At 59.7% G+C, this 18,848-nt stretch carries 16 protein-coding genes, 1 tRNA gene and 3 pseudogenes; 13 read left to right on the top strand and 7 right to left on the bottom strand.

The features are described from left to right. Positions 1–16 precede the first annotated feature (16 nt). Together EDF70_RS22295 and EDF70_RS22300 are read left to right on the top strand one after the other, a co-directional pair. Positions 17–93: transfer RNA gene (locus EDF70_RS22295), tRNA-Met, on the top strand. Between the two features lie 412 nt (positions 94–505). Then, positions 506–1,417, top strand: a complete 912-nt coding sequence (locus tag EDF70_RS22300; protein ID WP_132278078.1) for an alpha/beta hydrolase — start codon at positions 506–508, stop codon at positions 1,415–1,417. Positions 1,418–1,843: 426 nt separating this feature from the next. Here the strand turns inward: EDF70_RS22300 and EDF70_RS22305 are convergent, their stop codons facing one another. From EDF70_RS22305 to EDF70_RS22315, 3 genes are read right to left on the bottom strand one after another with little or no spacing between them, the layout of a single operon-like run. Further along, the gene (locus EDF70_RS22305; protein ID WP_132278080.1) at positions 1,844–3,511 is read right to left on the bottom strand and encodes a hydantoinase/carbamoylase family amidase; all 1,668 of its coding nucleotides are present in this window, start codon (positions 3,509–3,511) and stop codon (positions 1,844–1,846) included. Next, entirely contained in the window at positions 3,511–4,446 is a 936-nt protein-coding gene (locus EDF70_RS22310; protein WP_132278082.1) for a dihydroorotate dehydrogenase, read from the bottom strand. Before EDF70_RS22310 ends, EDF70_RS22305 begins: the two co-directional genes overlap by 1 nt. Beyond that, positions 4,446–5,300 carry a dihydroorotate dehydrogenase electron transfer subunit gene (locus tag EDF70_RS22315; RefSeq protein ID WP_132278084.1) on the bottom strand — a complete coding sequence of 285 codons (855 nt, stop codon included), beginning with the start codon at positions 5,298–5,300 and terminating at the stop codon, positions 4,446–4,448. The genes EDF70_RS22310 and EDF70_RS22315 overlap by 1 nt, the downstream gene beginning before the upstream one ends. Positions 5,301–5,633: 333 nt before the next feature. Here EDF70_RS22315 and EDF70_RS22320 point away from each other — a divergent pair, with 333 nt between their 5' ends. From EDF70_RS22320 to EDF70_RS22355, 8 genes and pseudogenes are all read left to right on the top strand, one after another. Then, complete coding sequence (locus tag EDF70_RS22320) at positions 5,634–6,530, top strand: helix-turn-helix transcriptional regulator (protein ID WP_132278086.1); 897 nt, start codon at positions 5,634–5,636, stop codon at positions 6,528–6,530. A 187-nt stretch (positions 6,531–6,717) separates the two neighbouring features. Then, positions 6,718–7,503: an ABC transporter ATP-binding protein gene (locus EDF70_RS22325; protein WP_132278088.1), complete on the top strand. Its 786-nt coding sequence runs from the start codon at positions 6,718–6,720 to the stop codon at positions 7,501–7,503. Beyond that, positions 7,503–8,267, top strand: coding sequence for an ABC transporter permease (locus EDF70_RS22330; RefSeq protein ID WP_132278090.1), 765 nt, complete (start codon positions 7,503–7,505; stop codon positions 8,265–8,267). Before EDF70_RS22325 ends, EDF70_RS22330 begins: the two co-directional genes overlap by 1 nt. After that, on the top strand, positions 8,264–9,031 hold the full coding sequence (locus EDF70_RS22335) for a nucleoside phosphorylase (protein WP_132278092.1): 768 nt from the start codon (positions 8,264–8,266) through the stop codon (positions 9,029–9,031). The genes EDF70_RS22330 and EDF70_RS22335 overlap by 4 nt, the downstream gene beginning before the upstream one ends. 20 nt (positions 9,032–9,051) lie before the next feature. Next, positions 9,052–10,056, top strand: a complete 1,005-nt coding sequence (locus EDF70_RS22340) for an ABC transporter substrate-binding protein (protein WP_132278094.1) — start codon at positions 9,052–9,054, stop codon at positions 10,054–10,056. A gap of 5 nt (positions 10,057–10,061) precedes the next feature. Further along, positions 10,062–10,805 (top strand): ABC transporter permease, encoded by a 744-nt coding sequence (locus tag EDF70_RS22345; protein WP_132278096.1) that lies wholly within the window; start codon positions 10,062–10,064, stop codon positions 10,803–10,805. Positions 10,806–10,813: 8 nt separating this feature from the next. After that, on the top strand, positions 10,814–11,992 hold the full coding sequence (locus EDF70_RS22350) for a phosphopentomutase (protein WP_132278098.1): 1,179 nt from the start codon (positions 10,814–10,816) through the stop codon (positions 11,990–11,992). Between the two features lie 109 nt (positions 11,993–12,101). Further along, positions 12,102–12,415 (top strand): annotated as a pseudogene (locus EDF70_RS22355) (integrase core domain-containing protein); the annotation flags it as partial. Positions 12,416–12,447: 32 nt separating this feature from the next. Here EDF70_RS22355 and EDF70_RS22360 read toward each other — a convergent pair. Then, a complete protein-coding gene (locus EDF70_RS22360) occupies positions 12,448–13,953 on the bottom strand; it encodes a hypothetical protein (RefSeq protein ID WP_132278102.1) in 1,506 nt (501 codons plus the stop codon). Between the two features lie 325 nt (positions 13,954–14,278). Between EDF70_RS22360 and EDF70_RS22365 the strand changes: the two are divergent. The 3 genes and pseudogenes from EDF70_RS22365 to EDF70_RS22375 form a co-directional block, all read left to right on the top strand. Then, positions 14,279–14,530, top strand: a pseudogene (locus tag EDF70_RS22365) (IS3 family transposase); the annotation flags it as partial. Positions 14,531–14,585: 55 nt separating this feature from the next. Then, a pseudogene (locus EDF70_RS30670) lies at positions 14,586–14,717 on the top strand (phosphopentomutase); the annotation flags it as partial. Between the two features lie 491 nt (positions 14,718–15,208). After that, positions 15,209–15,973: a metallophosphoesterase gene (locus EDF70_RS22375; RefSeq protein ID WP_132278104.1), complete on the top strand. Its 765-nt coding sequence runs from the start codon at positions 15,209–15,211 to the stop codon at positions 15,971–15,973. A 240-nt stretch (positions 15,974–16,213) separates the two neighbouring features. On the opposite strand, the gene EDF70_RS22380 is transcribed toward EDF70_RS22375, so the two are convergent. The 3 genes from EDF70_RS22380 to EDF70_RS22390 are packed head-to-tail and all read right to left on the bottom strand — an operon-like array spanning position 16,214 to position 18,846. Then, a complete protein-coding gene (locus EDF70_RS22380) occupies positions 16,214–17,383 on the bottom strand; it encodes a glycine hydroxymethyltransferase (RefSeq protein WP_132278106.1) in 1,170 nt (389 codons plus the stop codon). 31 nt (positions 17,384–17,414) lie between these two features. Further along, a complete protein-coding gene (locus EDF70_RS22385) occupies positions 17,415–18,143 on the bottom strand; it encodes an amino acid ABC transporter ATP-binding protein (protein WP_132278108.1) in 729 nt (242 codons plus the stop codon). A 10-nt stretch (positions 18,144–18,153) separates the two neighbouring features. After that, positions 18,154–18,846 (bottom strand): ABC transporter permease subunit, encoded by a 693-nt coding sequence (locus EDF70_RS22390; RefSeq protein ID WP_132278110.1) that lies wholly within the window; start codon positions 18,844–18,846, stop codon positions 18,154–18,156. Positions 18,847–18,848: the final 2 nt, after the last annotated feature.

An 18,848-nucleotide genomic window follows, 5' to 3' on the forward strand; every position in this document is an offset into this window, starting at 1 on the left:
TTCGGTTTGTGCTCGTCGCGGGGTGGAGCAGCCCGGTAGCTCGTCAGGCTCATAACCTGAAGGCCGCAGGTTCAAATCCTGCCCCCGCAACCAAACATTCCAAGGAAATGCCAAGGGTGATCGCTGGCGGGAAGACTTCATCTTCCCTAGTGATGGTAGCTCATCGTCCTCAAGGTCCATAACCTGAAGGGTTCGAAGGACGGTTCAAGTCCTGCCACCGCAACCACCGACACTTGTAAATTACCCCACTCCAGCTTTTTACATTCGAGCTCCTCAGCAAAATAGCCGAGGAGCTTTTTGCGTTTGACCGGACCGCGGCGCCGGCTCCCAATGAGATTATTCATAGTGATCACTAAAGATTAGTTGACAGCGAAAATCAAGCCGTTAGTGTTTATCGATCGATACAAATAAGGCGATGGCCGTCGCGCCCGTTTTTCGTCCGTCGTGGCCCCTGATTCCAGCTTCATGGAAAGGGGTCCCGGCAACCAGCCAAGGATTCCATTGGATGAGATTGAAGAAGTTTACCGGACTGGTACACGCGCTAGGCGTCCTGGTTCTGATGATGTTTTTGGCGTCGGCGGCAAATGCTGCCGAAAAGACCTACACCGTACAGTCGCCGGATGGGGTCGAAATCGCGGTTCAGGAAAGCGGAAACCCTGAAGGCAAACCGATCGTCTTCATCCATGGTCTGCTCGGCAGCCGCCTCAACTGGGCAGAGCAAACAAGCAGTGAGGAACTGCAACAGTACAGGATGATTACCTATGATCTGCGTGGCCATGGGCAATCGGACAAGCCGGATAATGCGGAATCCTATCGAGATGGGCGGCTCTGGGCCGATGATCTTGCGGCGGTGCTGAAGGCGAGCGACGCCAAAAAGCCGGTGGTTGTCGGGTGGTCGCTCGGCGGTGTCGTTATTTCGAACTACCTTGCTGCATATGGCGACGAAAATCTAGGAGGTGTCGTCTATGTGGATGGTGTTATCGAGCTCAATTCCGCTCTCATCACACCACATCGTGACGTCTATGCCGGTCTTGCATCCGACGATCTGAAAACGCACCTTGATGCGGTTCGAACATTTCTCGCCTTGTGTTTCCAGACGCAACCCGATGCGGCAACCTTCGAGCGACTTCTGTCGAATGCCGCGATGGCGTCCTGGGTTATGACAAAAACGGTTCCTTCCATGACGGTCGCTGTTGCGGCCGGCCTGCCCAAAGCCAAGGTGCCTGTCTTGTTGCTATATGGCGGTGAAGACACTTTGGTCATGACAGGCCCCAGTATCGCGCGCGCAAAAGACCTCAATCCTAGCATTGTCGCGAAGATCTATCCGAATTCGGGCCATGCACCGTTTTTAGAAGAAGCGGCCCGCTTCAACAGAGATCTCTCAGAATTCCGGAAATCTATCCCGTACGCAAAGTGATCGGCTTCGGGGCGAGCTTTCTCGCCCCGGTAGGCTGCCAAGCATCGCATCACCAACATATGCGACGGAATGCAAATGACCGGATGCAAGGCGACTGGTCGAGCAAGACGAGTGTCCCCCTTCAACAGTCCGCCGGCGGCAAAACTTGCTGTGGCGAAGGTTGCTGCGAACAGCAACCAAGGCGGAAAGCGATGATTTTCCTAATTAGCCGCTTGGCCCAGACCGTACGTCGTCCGCTCCTCGACCTGCGGCGAACAAGTCGAAAAGTGCTGAAAGACGTTTTTACATGGGCACGCGCGCTTGCCGTAGTGGGGGCGGGATCCGCGTTCAGTCATGCCTATCCAGCGGTGATCCCGTGAATCCAAGGTAAAAGCAGCTGGACTCAACACCGGCGGCTGATATCGAGCGGCGCTCCCATTGATCGTTCTACCATCGATGCTCGGTAGTCCTGTCTTTGATCAAGCCGGTTGCAATCTTCGAGACTACGTTCAGACGCTGCTCAGTGTCAGAATCTTCGAAGGCCTCGTCGAGCATATCAACGTAGCTCTGAAAACGTTCGAGTTCCTGCTCGAATACGCTCGCATGAGACCCCCCGTCGTAATGCAGATCGCCGAACTCCTGCGCTGCGGTGGCGAGAATAAAATAGCCGGCGGCTCGATCCGGTTCCGCCAGGGCTGCCTGCCGTGCTGCAACTGCCGCTGCCTGATAGGCACGTGCACCATTGCCCTTCTCGCGGATGATATCGGTGATGCTGCTGAACATGGAAACTTTCGCCTTTCCTGTCTGGTTTGAAACTGTTGCCCGCTCGGCCGTACCTGTGAAGCCGCCGAGGAATTGATAAAGAATGCCGGTTGCGAGGCCAAAGTCGTCGATCTCCATCGCTTCCTGCGGATTGTGCGAGCCGTTGCGGTTGCGAATGAAGATCATCGCCGAGGGAATGCCGGCCTTGGAAAACACGGCCGCGTCATGGCCGCCGCCCGAGGGAATGGCCGTTGCCGGCACGCCGGTGGTCTCCGATGCCGTTTGCAGCATGGCGATCAGCCTTTCGTCGCAGAGCGCGGGGCTGGTCCACAGCGCCTGGCCGAGGTCGAAACGGACGGCACGTTCACGCTCGATGCGCCCGACATGGGAGAGCACAAGCGCGTGCATCGTCTCCAGCATCGCGCTGTCCTGGCTGCGAATGTCGAGGCTGAATTCCACACTGTCGGGAATGCGGGAAAGAGCGTGTTTCTGCTGGTCAGTGGAAACCATGCCGCTGGTCACGACGAGGTCGCGGCCCTTGGCGACGAAATCGTGCCAAGCGGCATCGAGCACATTGAGGAGTTCGGCCATGGCCAGAACCGGGTCATGCCGGTAGGCCAGCGGAACGGCGCCGGAATGACCGGCCTCGCCGAAGCAGGCGATCTTCCTGTAGCGGAAATTGCCGCGGATGCCCGAAACGATCGCCGCCGGCAGATTGCGCTCGATCAGCACCGGGCCCTGTTCGATATGCACTTCCAGATAGGCGCTGACCGTCGCGCCATCGAGAAGCGGTTTGCCTGCGCGCACCGGTCCCATGTCGATGCCGGTGGCCTGCATGTGTTCGTCGAGCGTGCGGCCGTCTGCCCGGTGGCGTGCAGAAAGCTCATCGGCAGAAAGGGCGCCGAGCAGCGCTTTTGAGCCGATATAGCAGGGGCCGAACCAGGCGCTTTCCTCGCCGCGCATGGCAATCACCTTGACGGGAGCGGGAAAGATAAATCCTTCCCGGCAAGCGCGTACCAGGCACAGAAGGCCCGAAATAACGCCGGCGAGACCATCGAAATTGCCGCCGCGCGGTACGCTGTCCACATGCGAGCCGACCAGCGTGAAACGCGGTGCTGCCCGGTGTTCGGGCAGGCTGAAGACGACGTTGCGGCCGGCATCCCATTCCGCCACCAGGCCTTCCGATTGCGCGAAATCGATCAGGTATTCCAGTGTGGCCGCTTCGATCTCTGAAAAAGCCGGGCGGCTGACACCGTCGACGTCGGCGGTGTGGGCGGCGATCTCGGCAAACAGGCGCTCGGCCACGGCGAACAGGTCGAAAGCTTCCGCTGTCTTGAGAAGGGCGGCAGGCATCAGGCATACTCCGCAAGGGTGATGGTTTCGTCGGCCAGTCGTGCCGCGCCGATCAGCGCGTCGAGCGAGGCGAGGCCACGTGCGGCAAGCGTTGCCTCAAGCTCTGCCACCAGACGCGGCATGGTGTTCGGGCTGATGAAGGTTGCGGTGCCCACCTGCACGGCGCGGGCGCCGGCCATCAGGTATTCGATGACGTCATCGACGCTGGAAATGCCGCCGCAGCCGATCACCGGGATAGCAACGGCCTTGGCGCATTGATAGGTCATGCGCAGCGTGATCGGCTTCAGTGCCGGGCCGGACAGGCCGCCCATGACATTGCCCAGCCTGATTTCGCCGCTGCGGCTGTCGATCGCCATGGCCAGCATGGTGTTGGCAGTCACCAGCGCATCGGCACCGGCAGCTTCCGCCGCCTGCGCCACTTCCACCACCTCGCCTGTATTGGGAGACAGCTTTGCCCAGATCGGCAGGTGGGTGGCGGACCGGATCTTGCGGATGACGTCCTCGGTGGAGCCGGGGCGTATGGCAAAGGCCTTGCCATGGTCTTCGATATTCGGGCAGGAAATGTTGACCTCGATCGCCGCCACGCCCGGCGCGCTCACCTCTTCGGCAAAACGGGCAAAGTCGTCGGCGGTATTGGCGGAGATGCTGATCACCAGCGGAGCCTCGTAAGCGGCATAGAACGGCATGGTGTTTTTCACGAACAAGTCGGCGCCCTTGCTCGGAATGCCGATCGAATTCAGCATCGCGCCATTGACCTCGCAGACGCGCGGCACCGGATTGCCGGAGCGTTTTTCGCGGGTGATCGTCTTGGTGACATGCGCGCCGATGCAGTCGAGATCGAATACCTCGGCCAGTTCCTCGGAAAACGTCCCGGAGGCCGGCATGATCGGGTTTTTCAGCGTCAATGCGCCGATCCGGGTGGAAAGGTCGGCCATCACATCGCCTCCTGCAGATCGAAAACCGGGCCTTCGCGGCAGACCCGCAGGTTGACCGCGCCATCGGCGCGCCGGAAGGGGCGCACGCAGGCCTGGCACATGCCGATGCCGCAGGCCATGTGCTGTTCGAGCGCCACCTGTCCACCGATGCCGTGGCGCGTGCCGATATCCTGCAGCATGCGCATCAGGCGCGCGGAACCACAGGTGAAAAAGGCATTGATGCCGCGCGTTGCGATCAGCCCTTCGATCAAGGCCGTCAGGCTTTCGACGCCGGAATTGCCTTCTTCGTCGGTGACGGTGATGACCTCGGCACCGCAGTCTCGAAAAAGGTCGGTCGACATCAGCAGATCGGGAGAACGGGCGCTGCAGATCGCCGTCAGTGGCCGTCCGAGGCTGGCGCATTCCTTTGCCAACGGCGCAAGCGTTGCCAGTCCGACGCCACGGGCCAGGAGCAGCGGCCTTTGCCATTCCGGCCGGATCTCGAAACCCTGGCCGATCGGGCCGACGATATTCAGTGTGTCGCCCGCCTCGAGTTCGGCCAGCGCCCCGGTTCCGGTGCCTGCGACCTTGTAGAGAAAGGACAGTTCGCCCCTTTCCCGGTCATAGCCGTAGATGCTCATCGGCCGGCGGAAATAGGGCTGGAAACGATCCGTCTGCGGGCAGAGCAGGTGGAAGAACTGGCCGGGCCGGCAATCGAGCACGCAATCGGGCGCGGCAAGAACCATCAGGCGGTACTGGCCGTTCACCCATTCGTGGCTTTTGATGCGGGCCTCCAGCTCATGAATGGAAGGCTGCCGCACAAGGCCAGCGGGCGCAAAGGCTGAATCGGAAATGGCACGGAGGCTGGCTGACATGGCGGTTCCGGAAAGAAAAGGGGAAATGGGATGCCCGGCAGCGGTTGACCGCTGCTCAAGGACGTTTCTGTCATGGAAAGAGGCTTGCGACAGCTGGGGCATGCCCGTCGTCGCGCGCGGCCGGTGGCTGAGGATCAGCGTCGGGCGAAAAGGCGATCGGACGTCATAGGGCTCTCCATGCGTTCAAAAACAAAGCCTATTTTGGAACCGCGGATGCTGTCAAGATGATTCTCAAAAATGAGATTTTTCGCATGAAAAATATCCGCATTGCGAATTGTCCCGAGTTTGTTTAGGCATTCGAAGGTTTATCAATCCGCGAACGGGGGAATCGCCATGGACTTTGTGAGTTCCACCGAGGATGTCGGCCGTCGCCTGCGCGCCTTTCGTATGGGGGCCGGCCTCACGCCCGAAGACCTGGCAATCAGGGCAGGCGTGTCACGCGCCGCCATCTATCGATACGAATCCGGAAAACCTCCGAAGGTCGATACACTCGGCAAGATTGCCGATCTCCTCGGTGTTTCCCTGCCGACATTGTTGGGCGTCGGGGTTGAATATATCGCATCCGCCATCAGCTTCTTCGAGCGCATGCGCCAGATGGAAGAGGATGTCGACCAGATCACCGTGATGTTCGGGCCGATTTCCTACCTGCTGACAACGGACCGATACGACGAACTGCTACCGAAGATTTTCGATGAAAGCATCCCACAGGATGTCGACAACCGGCCGGCGGCGCTGCGCGATATCGGCGCGCTGATGGATATCCTCAAGGCCCGCAAGGAGAATTTTCGTCGCCGCAGCCCCAATATCGTCAGCCTCGTATCGGCCGCCGAACTGGAGGAATTCGCGCGCGTCGGCTTTGTCGGCGCCCATAATCCGCCCGATGTCGATCTGGCCAAGCGGCAGGCGGCGGCGCATGAAGAGATCCGCAACATCGTCCGCATGTTGCGCGAACAGCCGATCGGCGTGCAGATCGGCGTGGTGATCGATTCAATGCCGGGCGCCAGTTTCCAGGTGTTCAAGCGGGCAGACCGGGCGCAGGTCGCCGTCAGTCCGTTCCGGCTTGGCTCCTTCGCCAATATCCGTGTCGGCGTCGCCACCGTCACTGCCGCCACTGAGGCGGTGCAGCTTTACGGTAGCATGACCGACCAGTTGTGGCGGCGCAGTCTCAAGGGCGATCAGGCGGCGGATTTTATCGAAAAGACCGTTTTACAACGCCAGGTCAAGATATGAATCTTTCTCGCATTGCGCGTAAAAAGATATTCTTTTGATACAAATCTCATCTTTGAGAATTTTTGTTGCGTGGGTGAATGTTTTGTGAAAGCTTGCGGCCTTTCCCGGGAAAACTGGCGACACGAGAGGGCAGGGTCCTCTTGATATCGCCATTGATCTTCCCGTTTCTGAGATACGGAGTTTTTGGGTGTCGCAATCTGAGCGGATGATCGATATCGCGGGTGTCCACAAGACATTCGTCGCGGACCACGGAACGGTGACGGCGCTCGAGCCGGTCACGATCACCATCAAGCAGGGTGAGTTTATCTCGATTGTCGGTCCTTCCGGCTGCGGAAAGTCGACGCTACTGCGGTTGATTTCCGGACTCGATCACGCCAGCGGCGGCACGATCACGCTCGATACCGCCGGTCGCAAGCGCCCGGTCGGCTTCGTTTTCCAGGAGCCCGTCCTGCTGCCGTGGAAAACCATTCTCGAAAACGTCCGCTTCCCCCTCGATACCGCCGGCGTTTCCCGCGCCGAGGCCGACAAGGTTGCGCTCGATCTCATCAAGATGGTCGGACTTGCCGGCTTCGAAAAGGCGCTGCCGCGCCAGCTGTCCGGCGGCATGCGCCAGCGCGCCGCGATTGCCCGTTCGCTCTCGGACGATCCGCCGATCCTTTTGATGGACGAGCCTTTTTCGGCCGTCGACCTGATGACGCGTGATACGCTCAACGACGAGCTGCTGCGCATCTGGCAGTCGACCGGCAAGACCATCCTGCTCGTCACCCACAGTGTCGATGAGGCTGCCTATCTGGCCGACCGCGTCATGGTCATGACTGCGCGTCCCGGCAAGCTGAAATGCGTTCACGACGTCGATCTGGCCCGCCCGCGCGGCGAGGACACCAAGCTCGATCCTGCCTATCATGCGCTGGTTGCCCAGCTTCGTCGCGATCTGCGCACGCCGGGTGTGGCGCAGGGCGAGGGGGCGCACTGATGATCAGGCGCTTCACCGCTTGGATCGATTATGCGCTGGCACTGGCCGTGCTGCTCGGCGCCTGGTGGTTCGCCACCGGCCCGATGGCCATGCCGACCTATCTCCTGCCGTCGCCGCTGCGCACCTGGAATGCGCTGGCCGGTATCGCGATGAGCGGCGAGCTCTGGCTGCATCTCGGTTTCACCGTGCAGAACATCGTGCTGGGGCTCATCCTCGGCCTCGTCACGGGTATCGCGCTCGCCTATGTGATGACGCGCTTTCCCAAGCTCGCCATCTGGGTCGATGGCCCGCTTGTCATCCTTCAGACCGCCCCAAAAATCGCGCTGGCGCCGCTGTTCGTGGTCTGGTTCGGTTTCGGCATCCTGGCGAAGATAATCCTGATCTTCTCGCTGGTCTTCTTTCCGGTGTTCATCGGCGCAGTCGCCGGTTTCCGCACGCTTGATCCGAAGATGAAGGATCTGTCCAAACTTCTCGGTCTCGGTCATATCCAGCGGTTCCGCCAGATCGAGCTGCCGTCGGCAATGCCGGAAATCTTTGTCGGCCTCAAGATCGGCGCGGTTCAGGCGCTGGTCGGCGCGGTGCTGGCGGAATGGATGTCGGGCAAGCTCGGCCTTGGTTACCTGATGACCTATGCCGGCGCGACCTACAAGACGCCGCTGCTGTTTGCCGCAGTCCTGCTGACGGTTGTGCTGGGCCTGCTCATGCATGTCGTCCTGACCATGCTCGAAAACCGGCTTCTGTCCTGGAAGGGTGCCAAGCGATGACAAGTGCAGCCTTTCCCTGGAAGAACGGCCGCCCGCCGCATCTGCCTTGCGGTCCCGGCGATATCGCCGAGAATGTTCTCACGCCCGGCGATCCCGATCGCGTGCGCCTGCTGGCCGACATGCTGGAAGACGTGACCGATTTCGGCCGCAAGCGCGAATTCGCGCTCATCACCGGCACGTTTGAAGGTCAGCGGCTGACGATCTGCTCCACCGGCATCGGTGGTCCCTCGACCGAGATTGCGCTGGTCGAACTGGCCATGCTCGGCGCAAAACGCGTCGTGCGCATCGGCGGCATGTCGGCGCTGGTGGCGAATTATGCACCCGGCTCGTTTGTCGCCGTCGATCGCGCCCTCGGCGATACCGGCACCGCGCGCACCTACCGCGCCGCCGGCGGTGAAGCCAAGGCCTCGCCCGCGCTCGTGTCCGGTCTGGTCGATGCCGCGGCCGAGCTGGGGTTGACCTGTCGTCCCGGCATGGTCGCCTCCACCGACAGCTATTATTTCGGCCAGGACCGCCGTTATCGCCCCGTCGATGACGGGCAGGATCTGTCCGGCGCCTTCATCGACGGCTTTCTGGCGCAGGGCGCTATCGGCGTCGAGATGGAGAGCGAGATCATCATGACGGTCGGCAGCGCCATCGGGCTCGAAACCGGTTGCCTGCTCGGCGTCCACGGAAACCGCGCCACGGACGAATGGCTCGACGATTACGAAGCCACCCAGCGAAATCTCCTGCGCATTGCAGGACGTGCCTTCTCGAAACAATGAACAAAAAGGGGATCACAACAATGTTCAAGTTCCGCGTCACCACGGCAGCAAGCCTTGCCGCCCTGATCACCTCGCCCTTCTTCGCCACGACGGCGGAAGCCGCCGACAAGGTGATCCTGCAGATCGACGGCGCCGCCGCACCGTTTTATGCGCCGCTTTATGCCGGCGTCGAGAAGGGCATCTTCGAGAAGAACGGCATCGAGGTCGAGTTCATCTATGCCGCCGCCGCCGACATCCTCACCAACATCGCCGCCGGCAATGTCGATTTTGGTTTCCCGAACGGTGATGCCGTTGTTGCCGCTGCCGCCAATGGTCTGCCGGTCAAGGTCGTCCACACGACCTACCAGCGCGGCATCGGCGCGCTTCTGGCCAAGGAAGCAAGCGGTATCAAGACCTACAAGGACCTGAAGGGCAAGAAGATCGCCGTCACCAGCCTTGCCAGCCCGAACTACCTGCAGCTGCAGGTCGGCCTCCAGCAGGCGGGCCTGACGCTCGATGACGTCACCGTCGAAGTCGTCGCCACCGGCGCCATCGTCCAGTCGCTGCAGGCCGGTCAGGTCGATGCGATCGTCTTCTCCGAGCTTCGCAAGTACAATCTCGAAGCCGACGGCACCAAGATCACCATGATCCTGTCCAACGACTTCCTGCCGTCCTTCGGCAATGTCGTCGTCACCAGCGACACAAAGCTTGCCGAAAACGCCGACGTCGTGAAGCGTTTCACCACCGCCGTCACCCAGTCCTATGAATGGGTCATCGACGGCCACGTGCCGGAAGCCCTCGACATCGCGCTCGAAAAATACGCCCCGACCTGGCCGAAGGATCAGAAGCCGATCCTCACCACCGCCTTCGAAAAGACCTTCGTTCCGTCGGTCTGGCAGAGCGCGCTGACCAAGGAAAAGGGTCTCGGCGCAGCCGATATCGCCGGTTGGCAGAAGAACGCCGATATCCTGGTGCAGTTCAAGGTGATCGACAGCGCGCCGAAGGCTGAAGACTTCGTCGTCGATCCGTCCATGATCGGAAAGTAAGCCTGATGATTCTGCGTGGCATTGCGGGTCTGATCGCGACCCTCGTCCTGTGGACGGCAATCGTCTATCTCTTGGATGTCCCGGCATTTCTGCTGCCGGGCCCTGTCGAAGTGTTCAACCGTATTGTCTTCCTGTTCGAAAACGCCAAGCTCGCCCGCCACATCTGGGTGACGCTGTCGGAAATCGTCGCGGGCTTCGTGTTCGGAACCGCCGCCGGTATCTTTGCCGGCGTGGTTTTCGCACGTTTCCCGCGGGCAGAACGCTTTGCCACGCCGCTCATTCTGCTTTTGCAGACCGCCCCGAAAATCGCCATCGCGCCGCTTCTGCTGTTGTGGCTCGGCATCGGGCCGACTCCCAAAATCGTGCTGATCGCCATCGTGACGTTCTTCCCGGTCATGTCCGGCATGGTGACGGGCCTGCGTTATGGTGAAGGCAGTTTCCGCGATCTCGCCGCCGTGCTGAAACTCAGCCCCTGGCAGCGGTTCCGCCATATCGAACTGCCCTCGGCGCTGCCGTCGGTTCTCGCCGGAATGGCGGTCGCCACCACGTTGGCCATGACCGCCGCTGTCATCGGCGAGCTGATCGGCGCCAATGAGGGGCTTGGTTATCTTCTGTCGTCCGGTCAGGAGAACAGCGACACGTCGGTGGTCATCGGCATGGTCATTCTGTTGTCGTTGATCGGCTGGGCCTTCTACGAAGTCATCGAACTGATCCGCCGCCGTTCGCTCGGCCGGTTTCAGCTTTCGTGAGATAAAAAATGGCACGCGTATTCCTCTGCGTTCTCGATTCCGTCGGTTGCGGCGGTGCGCCCGATGCGGCACGTTATGGTGACGAGGGCGCCAACACGCTGCTGCATATTGCCGAAGCCTGCGCCGAAGGCCGTGCGCAGGATGGCAGGAGCGGACTGCTGACGGTGCCGAACATGGATGCGCTTGGCCTTGGCGCGGCGATCACGCGCGCCTCGGGCAAGACAGCCCCTGGCCTGTCGGCCGTGCCGACCGGTCGCTACGGCGCAGCGCAGGAAATCTCGGCCGGTAAGGATACCCAGTCCGGCCATTGGGAACTGGCGGGCGTGCCTGTCGAGCGTGACTGGCATTATTTTCCGCGTACCGAGCCGGCTTTCCCTGCCGATCTGATGGCGGAACTGGTGTCACGCGCCGGCATTGCCGGCACGCTTGCCAACAACCACGCCTCCGGCACCGAAGTCATCGACGCCTTTGGTCTCGACCATATCGCGACCGGCAAGCCGATCGTCTACACATCTGCCGACAGCGTCGTGCAGATTGCCGCGCACGAAACCCATTACGGGCTCGACCGACTGCTGGAAACCTGCCGGATCGCCGCGGACATCTTCCATCCGCTCAATGTCGGCCGCATCATCGCGCGGCCGTTCGTCGGTGAAGCGCCGGGCAGTTTCACCCGCACCGCCAATCGCAAGGATTTTGCCATCGCACCGCCTGACGGCACGCTCTGCGACCGGGTGGTTGCTGCCGGCGGTTGCGTGCATGCAGTCGGCAAGATCGGCGACATTTTTGCGATGAAGAGCATTACCGGCGTCTCCAAGGGCAAGGACGACATGGCCCTGTTCGACCACGTCCTTGACTGGACGGGCAAGGCGAAGGACGGTGATCTGGTATTCGCCAATTTCATCGAGTTCGACAGCCTCTGGGGCCATCGTCGCAACGTTTCCGGTTATGCCCGTGCACTCGAAACCTTCGATGCCCGCCTGCCGGAACTGACGCGTCGCCTGCGCGAAGGCGATCTTCTCATCATCACCGCCGATCATGGCAATGATCCGACCTGGCCGGGGACGGATCATACGCGCGAGCGCGTGCCCGTGCTTGTCACCGGGCCGGGCGTCACGGCATCGCCGCTGGGCATCATCGCGTTCGCGGATGTGGCGACCATGGTCGCCGTGCATCTCAACTTGGGTTAGAGCATCGCCGACTTAATTGTCAGCGCGTCCCTCGTCCTCGAGGATACGGCATCGCCAAACATATCGACATCAGGCCGGGTGTCGCGCCCGAACTGACGACGCCTAACGCGCGGCAGGGAGGCGAATGCGAAACGGCTGTAGCGAGATCTTCAACGGCCGTATGCGCCACGACCTGCTCCGTGAGAGCCTGTTCTTCGGACAGGATCATGCCTGCAGCGCGATTGCAGAATGGTCGACAATCATAACAGTTTCCCGGCCGCACTCATCGCTCGGATACCGGACCCCGGCAAACTATGCCGGGGTCTGCGCCACGACTGGCTCAACGCCGCGCATTGTGCGAACGTCGCGGTTCCGCCGTGTTTCGAACCTCCAACCTCGCCATCTGGGGTATCCAGAACCGCCAAGGCGCTCATTGCAGCTGGATTAGACGTGGTGGCAAGATCTTGGGCCACAGGTCATTTTCCGACGAGAGGAACGTTACTGGTCGAAAACAAATGGCTGGTCGATGTCGGAAGCGGATTGGGATTGCTTGCGCTCTTAGACGTATTATGACAGCCAAAACAGCCATTCTGGAATGCGGGCCGTATGCCTTGCCCTACTTTCTGGTGATAGGTTTCCATCGTCGTATTGGCGAGAAGGAGCGAGCCGACCTGCTGACTATTGTCGGCCGGTGCGGAGGGTATCGAACCATTGCGGGTCCAGACCGCTCCAACCTGTATATAATTGGAGCGCAGGTCCTTTCCGGTTGGCGTGTTGGCGAGCATGTAGTCGATATTGGTATTCAATGTGAAAAGCTGCGTGTTGTTGTTGGCTGACGCTGGCTCAGGCAGGCTCCCCCAAGGGTTGACACGGTAGGTATTGTTCGGGCCAACGACGTTGCCTTGGGTTGCGACGACATTGCCAGCGTTATCGACCGTCATTTGAGGCACCAGCGCCCCGTCCTGCGAGCCGTTGGGCTGCATGAAATTCCACTGCCCGGCAGAGTTATAGGGCACAGGAACGGCTGGCGCTTCAATGGGCTGGTCGAGCGGAGGCATGAACGACAGATAATAGGTATTGTCCGGTGCATTCGATTTGTGCTCGAATGTTGCCCAGACCATTTCCGGGTGCCCCTGAACCGTGCCGACCACATGCATGCCGACCAGTGCGAGCTGTTTGGTGACAGTGGCAGGCGTGCCAATTGTCCATTTGGCTGCGCCTATTGCACCCTGATAATTGGGAACGTCGGCGGTAATGGTGACATAGTCCGTCAGGCTGCCATTGACTTTCGCGGCATCAATCCAGGACGTCTTGATCTCCATGGTCAGCGCTTCAGCGTCTTTTACGGCGGCACCCTTGCTGGTCACATAGTTCAGCAACGCATTCAAATCTGCCGCGGAATTCGGGAATTCCGACGTTTGAGGCAAAGCGCCGTTGGTAACAGCGGTGTTGAACCAGGCGTAAACGTCATTGGTGTGAACGGCATAATAGACAAGTGAGCCGTTCAGCGACATGAGAGCATCGCCGCCACCAGCCTGGCCGCCCGGCTGAATATTCTCGGCCAGCAGACCCTTTACCACCATGTTATTGACCGTTGAGCGAAACGAGGTGATCTCACCGGATTTGTCGCTTCTTAAAAATCCGGTGTTGTCGCCCTGGATATAGATGCCTTGCCCCTGCTGGTTGAAGTTGACGTTATAGAATTGTGGAGATGTTATCGTGACGCCGCTCCCGGATGGCGAGGTCAGCCAGAGAAACATCTGCTGACCCCATTTATAAAAGTCGCACTTGGTATTGTTTTGGGGGAACGCTAAACTGTTGGCGAAAACGATCGGGCCATCCTTGGCGATCTTATTGTTTGCAAACCAACTTTGAAACTCTGCGGGCCCGATGGAACAGCTCGCTGCCGGGTTATACTGGGCATGTGCAGTGCCGCCTAAAGCGAGAATGGCTGACGATAGAATCAACATCTTTCCAAACATTGCGAACCTCCAAAATGTGAGAAAACCACCAGAGGTTGTCCTATCAAAAAATCACCAGTGCGGTAAGCTATTTTCTACTAAAGGTAGTATTTTTTGTTACTTCTCCAACTATGCGTCTGTCGGAATGACTGTTTTTGGGTCAACGTCGCCGTCCCGGCTGATCACCTTCGAGAGGCTGCTAAAGAAAGCAATCTAAGTGTTTGGTCCCGGCGTTTGGTGGACTGGCTCGAAAGTCCAACCTGTTGGTCTCCGCGCCGAACTGAGCCGGTTAGGCGCATAAGGGGATGCGGACTAAAACCTGGATCACCAGGAGTTAGTTCATGTATTCCCACGCTGACAGAATTCGCTGAGGAACTGGTATCGCGAATACCAGCAGCATCATGACCTGCGCGTTCGTTGTGCGGCTCGCGCACCGAAGTTTTCCGAGGCCCAGAAGGGGGCGGCGATTGAGCACTACCGCACTCAGGATCGCTTTATCTCTGCAGCGATGAGGGCGTTGGGTTATCCAGGTCGCGGGACTTTGACAGCATGGGTTCGAGAGGCGTTTCCGGAGACGAGGACATCGATCCTTAGTTGGGGCAAGGTTTTGCGCCTTTGATGACAGCGCCCTGAAGACGAGCCGCCTGCGCGAAGGCGATCTTCTCATCATCACTGCCGATCACGGCAATGATCCGACTTGGGCTGGTACGGACCATACCCGCGAACGGGTGCCGGTGCTGGTGACCGGATCAGACGTCACGCCGCAGCCAATCGCGTTTAATTAAGTCATGCGCGACGTTCTAAGGAGCGCTTGTGTCGAATGATCATCACAAACAAAAAGATGTGTGTGACGACGAGTGCTCGAAAACGCAAGCCGCAGCGAATGTTGCAGCCTACGTCTATCAAAGTCCATCATCCTGATGGTTATGCACCGATAAGTGTCCAAAACTTCCTGATAGAAACCAGTACTCTCTTCGGACTGACCCGACGAACATTTGCAGCGGGACGCCATCGGCAGCTGCATGCCGGGCTGCCCGATCTAGTTTTTTGGAGCTGATGTCGGCGGGTCTTTGAGGTGACCCCGACATAAGCTATATGCAGCTTGGTTGTCTTGAAGAGTCTCTTGCTGACCTTTTGATGGAGCGCCTTGGTCTAACTAAGTTAAGGGATAAGCCCGGCAAACTCGAACTTGGTGCCGATCTGACCGCTCCGAGTTTGACGGGCCGAAAACGTCAGGGGCTGTTGCTGGCCTCAACATTCATTTGCAGGAATAATTGTGAGCGCCACCGAAAACTTTCCGCCCGTTGTCTACGCTATCGCCGACGTCCATGGACGCGCCGATCTTCTCGGCGCGATGCTCGATTACATCGCCGAGGAATCGAATAAACTCCAATCCAAACCGGTTGTGATCTTCCTGGGCGATCTGATTGATCGTGGCCCTCATAGTCCAAAGGTCCTGGATCAGGTCTGTTCGACACTCGACCTCTATCCTGGGTCCTGCCTGATCCTTGGTAACCATGACTTTTACCTACGTGAGCTCCTTCGTGGGACGCTCAGGGATGAGGATGCCGTCAACTGGATGGATTGGGGAGGTACCGCGACGGTTAGCGCATATTCCAGTCACCCAGTGCCCGCATTCGAAAACATCGCCGCAGATATACGCCAAACCTTTCCGCACCATGTGGATTTGCTGGATCATGCACGGACATTCACCGAGATCGGGCGCTTCTGCTTCGTTCACGCCGGCATACGTCCCGGCATTCAGCTCGTAAATCAAGATGCCTATGACTTGCGGTGGATCCGTGCAGGTTTTCTTGACCACGTCGACGCTCATGACCACATCGTTTTGCATGGTCACACAATCACGCAATCCCTTCGGCCGGAAGTCTATTCAAATCGTATCGCCTTGGATACCGGAGCATATCGCTCAGGACGCCTGAGCGCTGCCGTAATAACCGAAGATGCGCTCTCACATTTCCTTTGTACCGAATTGGCCGAGAGCGGCGCAATTGAAGTCCGCGAGTGGCGAGCAACGGAATAACAAGACATGGAACCCTTCTTTCGAAGGCCCTTTTGTTGAGCCGGGGCACCAACAGCTGAGTTGCATAATGGCGGTCAGATAAGGTCGTAAGACTGTGCTCGCCGTTTCAAACCTATCGACAGCTGTAGGATATGTCCTGCCTCAAGGCGGGCAATGCGGCGTCCTGTCGTCCGAAACCTGTTGCTACTGGACGCCTTTTGATGAAATTATGCCGACCTAGGGCTTTTGTTCTCGATCCGCTTACGTGGTCCTGAAATGAGGCTGCAATGCTGCAGCCAGACGATCGGCGATTGCGGTCATCGTACCGGCATTGCCGCCTTGCGCCGTCACGAACTGAGTCCCGATCCTGAGCGCATATCCGCCCGGTCTTGTCGGGTCGGCGCAGGTGCCGACAAGGATGCCCTGTCGCTCGAGCGCCAGCATCGCCTGCGCAGGCGGCGTGGCGGGATCGATGGGAACCAGAACCTGATGGGTAAAGGTTTCGCCTTCCTTTGGTGCGATTACCGGCACGCCGTTGGCGGCGAGCCGGGCTGCGAGGACCTTCGAATTCGCGCAGATTCGTTGCGCATAATCCCGGCCGTTCGCCGTGGCTTCTTTCAGGGTGGTCAGGAATGCGGGCAGTTTGCCTGCATCGTAATTGGCCGACAGAGTGCGGTCGATGAACCGGGCCAGATGCTCGCCGTCAACCGGATCGCGGCCTGCTACCAGGCTATGCGGCCGGCCGGGCAGGGTCTTGTAGGTGGAACTGGTGATGATATCGACGCCCAGCGTCAGCGGGTTGGGAAAAGTGCCGCCTGCGATCAGGCCGGAGACATGCGAGGCATCGAAGATCGTCTTCGTGCCGACGGAGCGGGCAGCCTCGACGACCGGGCCGATATCGTCCGGCTTGATCATCACGGAGCGGCCAAGCATCACAAGTGTGGGATGCCGTTCGCGAACGAGATCGGCCGCTGCCCGGGCATCGAGACAGACGTTGACTGTATCGAAGGGCAGGTCCTCGACCTCCAGCCCGGCAAGTTCGGGCGTGCCGCCGCGCCGTTGGCTGAGATGACCGCCATGGGCGGCGGCCGGTGCCAGCAGCAGGTCGCCTGGCTTAGAAAAGGCGTGGAACACGGCGAGATTGGCGATCGTGCAGCTTGGCAGACGCGGCTCGGCCCATTGCGCACCAAACAGCTGGCAGATCTCGGCGCGGATCGCGACTTCCAGGTCGGAGACCAGATCCGTATCCGGCTGCTCCTTGGAAAAGCTCGGCCCCATGGCAGGATAGGCGCTGAGTGCCGGCGTGTAGGCCAGTTGCGCCGCAGCACTTGGAAGATTGGCGCCGGCATAAAGAACCAGCCTGTCGTTCGCCAGCACATCGCCGCGCGCGGCCGCCATCGTCAGCAAGTGCTGCTCGTTGGGCATTTCCATTCCGATATCCTTCATTACGGGCATGTGGCGGTTAGTGGACGAGAATTTTCGACAGAAACTGCTGAGCGCGTTCGCTGCGCGGCTTCCCGAAGAAATCGTCCTTGGCGGCATCCTCGATGATCTCGCCGCGATCCATGAAGATCACCCGATTGGCAACCTTGCGGGCAAAGCCCATCTCGTGGGTGACGACCATCATCGTCATGCCTTCCCGCGCCAGTTCCACCATGACGTCGAGAACCTCGTTGATCATCTCCGGATCGAGCGCCGATGTCGGCTCGTCGAACAGCATGGCGATCGGGTCCATGGCGAGCGCACGGGCGATGGCGACGCGCTGCTGCTGCCCGCCCGACAACTGACCGGGAAACTTTCGCGCATGATCGATGAGACCGACACGCTCGAGCAGCACCATGCCCTTCTTTTCAGCCGCCGGCCGTGGCCGTTTGAGCACCTTGCGCTGGGCAAGCACGAGATTGTCGATGATCGACAGGTGCGGAAACAGTTCGAAATGCTGGAACACCATGCCCACCCGGGCGCGCAGCATCGGCAGATTGGTCTTCGCGGAAGAAACGCTGGTGCCGTCGATCAGGATCTCGCCGCTGTCGATCGGCTCCAGACCGTTGACAGTCTTGATCAGCGTCGACTTGCCCGACCCCGACGGGCCGCAGACGACGACGACTTCACCTTTCGAGACGGATGTGGTGCAGTGGGACAGGACCTGAAAGTCGCCGTAGGATTTGCTGACGTCGTTGAGTGTGATCATGGTTCTGGCCTTAACGGATGATGGCAACGCGCTTCTGAAGGCGGCGGGCGGCGTGGGATGCGAGAAGCGAGATGACGAAGTAGACGGCAGCCGCGAACACATACATTTCCAGGAGGCGGCCATCGCGCTGGGCGATCTTTGCGGCGGCGCCGAGGAAATCGGTGATCGACAGCACGTAGACGAGCGAGGTGTCCTGGAAAAGGATGATCGTCTGGGTGAGGAAGAGCGGCAGCATGTTGCGCATGGCCTGCGGCAGAACGACATAGATCATCGTCTGTCTCTCGGTCATGCCGAGCGCCTGTGATGCCAGCGATTGGCCCTTCGGCAGCGACTGTATGCCCGAGCGAACGATCTCGCAGAAATAGCAGGCCTCGAAAAGCGTGAAGGTGATCACGGACGACCAGAACGGATCGACACGGACCGGGCTGGACGCACCCGTCAGCCACTGGGCGAGGAACGGCACCAGAAAGTAGAACCAGAAGATCACCAGAACCAGCGGCAGCGAGCGCAGCACGTTGACATAGCCGGCGGCCATTGCCGACATTGCGCGGTAGCGCGACAGCCGCATGATCGCCAGCATCGTGCCGAACAGGATGCCGCCAATCGTGCTAAGCACCGTCAGCGTCAGGGTAAAGCTCATGCCCGTGAAAAACAGATAGGGCAGGGCGTTGATGACGGTTTGCAGGTCGAAGCCGGTCAGCATGA

The organism is Neorhizobium sp. JUb45 (assembly GCF_004343585.1).
GTDB lineage: Bacteria > Pseudomonadota > Alphaproteobacteria > Rhizobiales > Rhizobiaceae > Neorhizobium.

Bases quoted from the DNA above. Each gene is read 5' to 3' on its own strand.
- EDF70_RS22340 (WP_132278094.1), top strand. From the start codon at position 9,052: ATGTTCAAGTTCCGCGTCACCACGGCAGCAAGCCTTGCCGCCCTGATC.
- EDF70_RS22350 (WP_132278098.1), top strand. From the start codon at position 10,814: ATGGCACGCGTATTCCTCTGCGTTCTCGATTCCGTCGGTTGCGGCGGT.
- EDF70_RS22315 (WP_132278084.1), bottom strand. From the start codon at position 5,300: ATGTCAGCCAGCCTCCGTGCCATTTCCGATTCAGCCTTTGCGCCCGCT.
- EDF70_RS22305 (WP_132278080.1), bottom strand. From the start codon at position 3,511: ATGCCTGCCGCCCTTCTCAAGACAGCGGAAGCTTTCGACCTGTTCGCC.
- EDF70_RS22380 (WP_132278106.1), bottom strand. From the start codon at position 17,383: ATGGAAATGCCCAACGAGCAGCACTTGCTGACGATGGCGGCCGCGCGC.
- EDF70_RS22335 (WP_132278092.1), top strand. From the start codon at position 8,264: ATGACAAGTGCAGCCTTTCCCTGGAAGAACGGCCGCCCGCCGCATCTG.
- EDF70_RS22310 (WP_132278082.1), bottom strand. From the start codon at position 4,446: ATGGCCGACCTTTCCACCCGGATCGGCGCATTGACGCTGAAAAACCCG.
- EDF70_RS22300 (WP_132278078.1), top strand. From the start codon at position 506: ATGAGATTGAAGAAGTTTACCGGACTGGTACACGCGCTAGGCGTCCTG.
- EDF70_RS22390 (WP_132278110.1), bottom strand. From the start codon at position 18,846: ATGCTGACCGGCTTCGACCTGCAAACCGTCATCAACGCCCTGCCCTAT.
- EDF70_RS22345 (WP_132278096.1), top strand. From the start codon at position 10,062: ATGATTCTGCGTGGCATTGCGGGTCTGATCGCGACCCTCGTCCTGTGG.
- EDF70_RS22385 (WP_132278108.1), bottom strand. From the start codon at position 18,143: ATGATCACACTCAACGACGTCAGCAAATCCTACGGCGACTTTCAGGTC.
- EDF70_RS22360 (WP_132278102.1), bottom strand. From the start codon at position 13,953: ATGTTTGGAAAGATGTTGATTCTATCGTCAGCCATTCTCGCTTTAGGC.
- EDF70_RS22320 (WP_132278086.1), top strand. From the start codon at position 5,634: ATGGACTTTGTGAGTTCCACCGAGGATGTCGGCCGTCGCCTGCGCGCC.
- EDF70_RS22330 (WP_132278090.1), top strand. From the start codon at position 7,503: ATGATCAGGCGCTTCACCGCTTGGATCGATTATGCGCTGGCACTGGCC.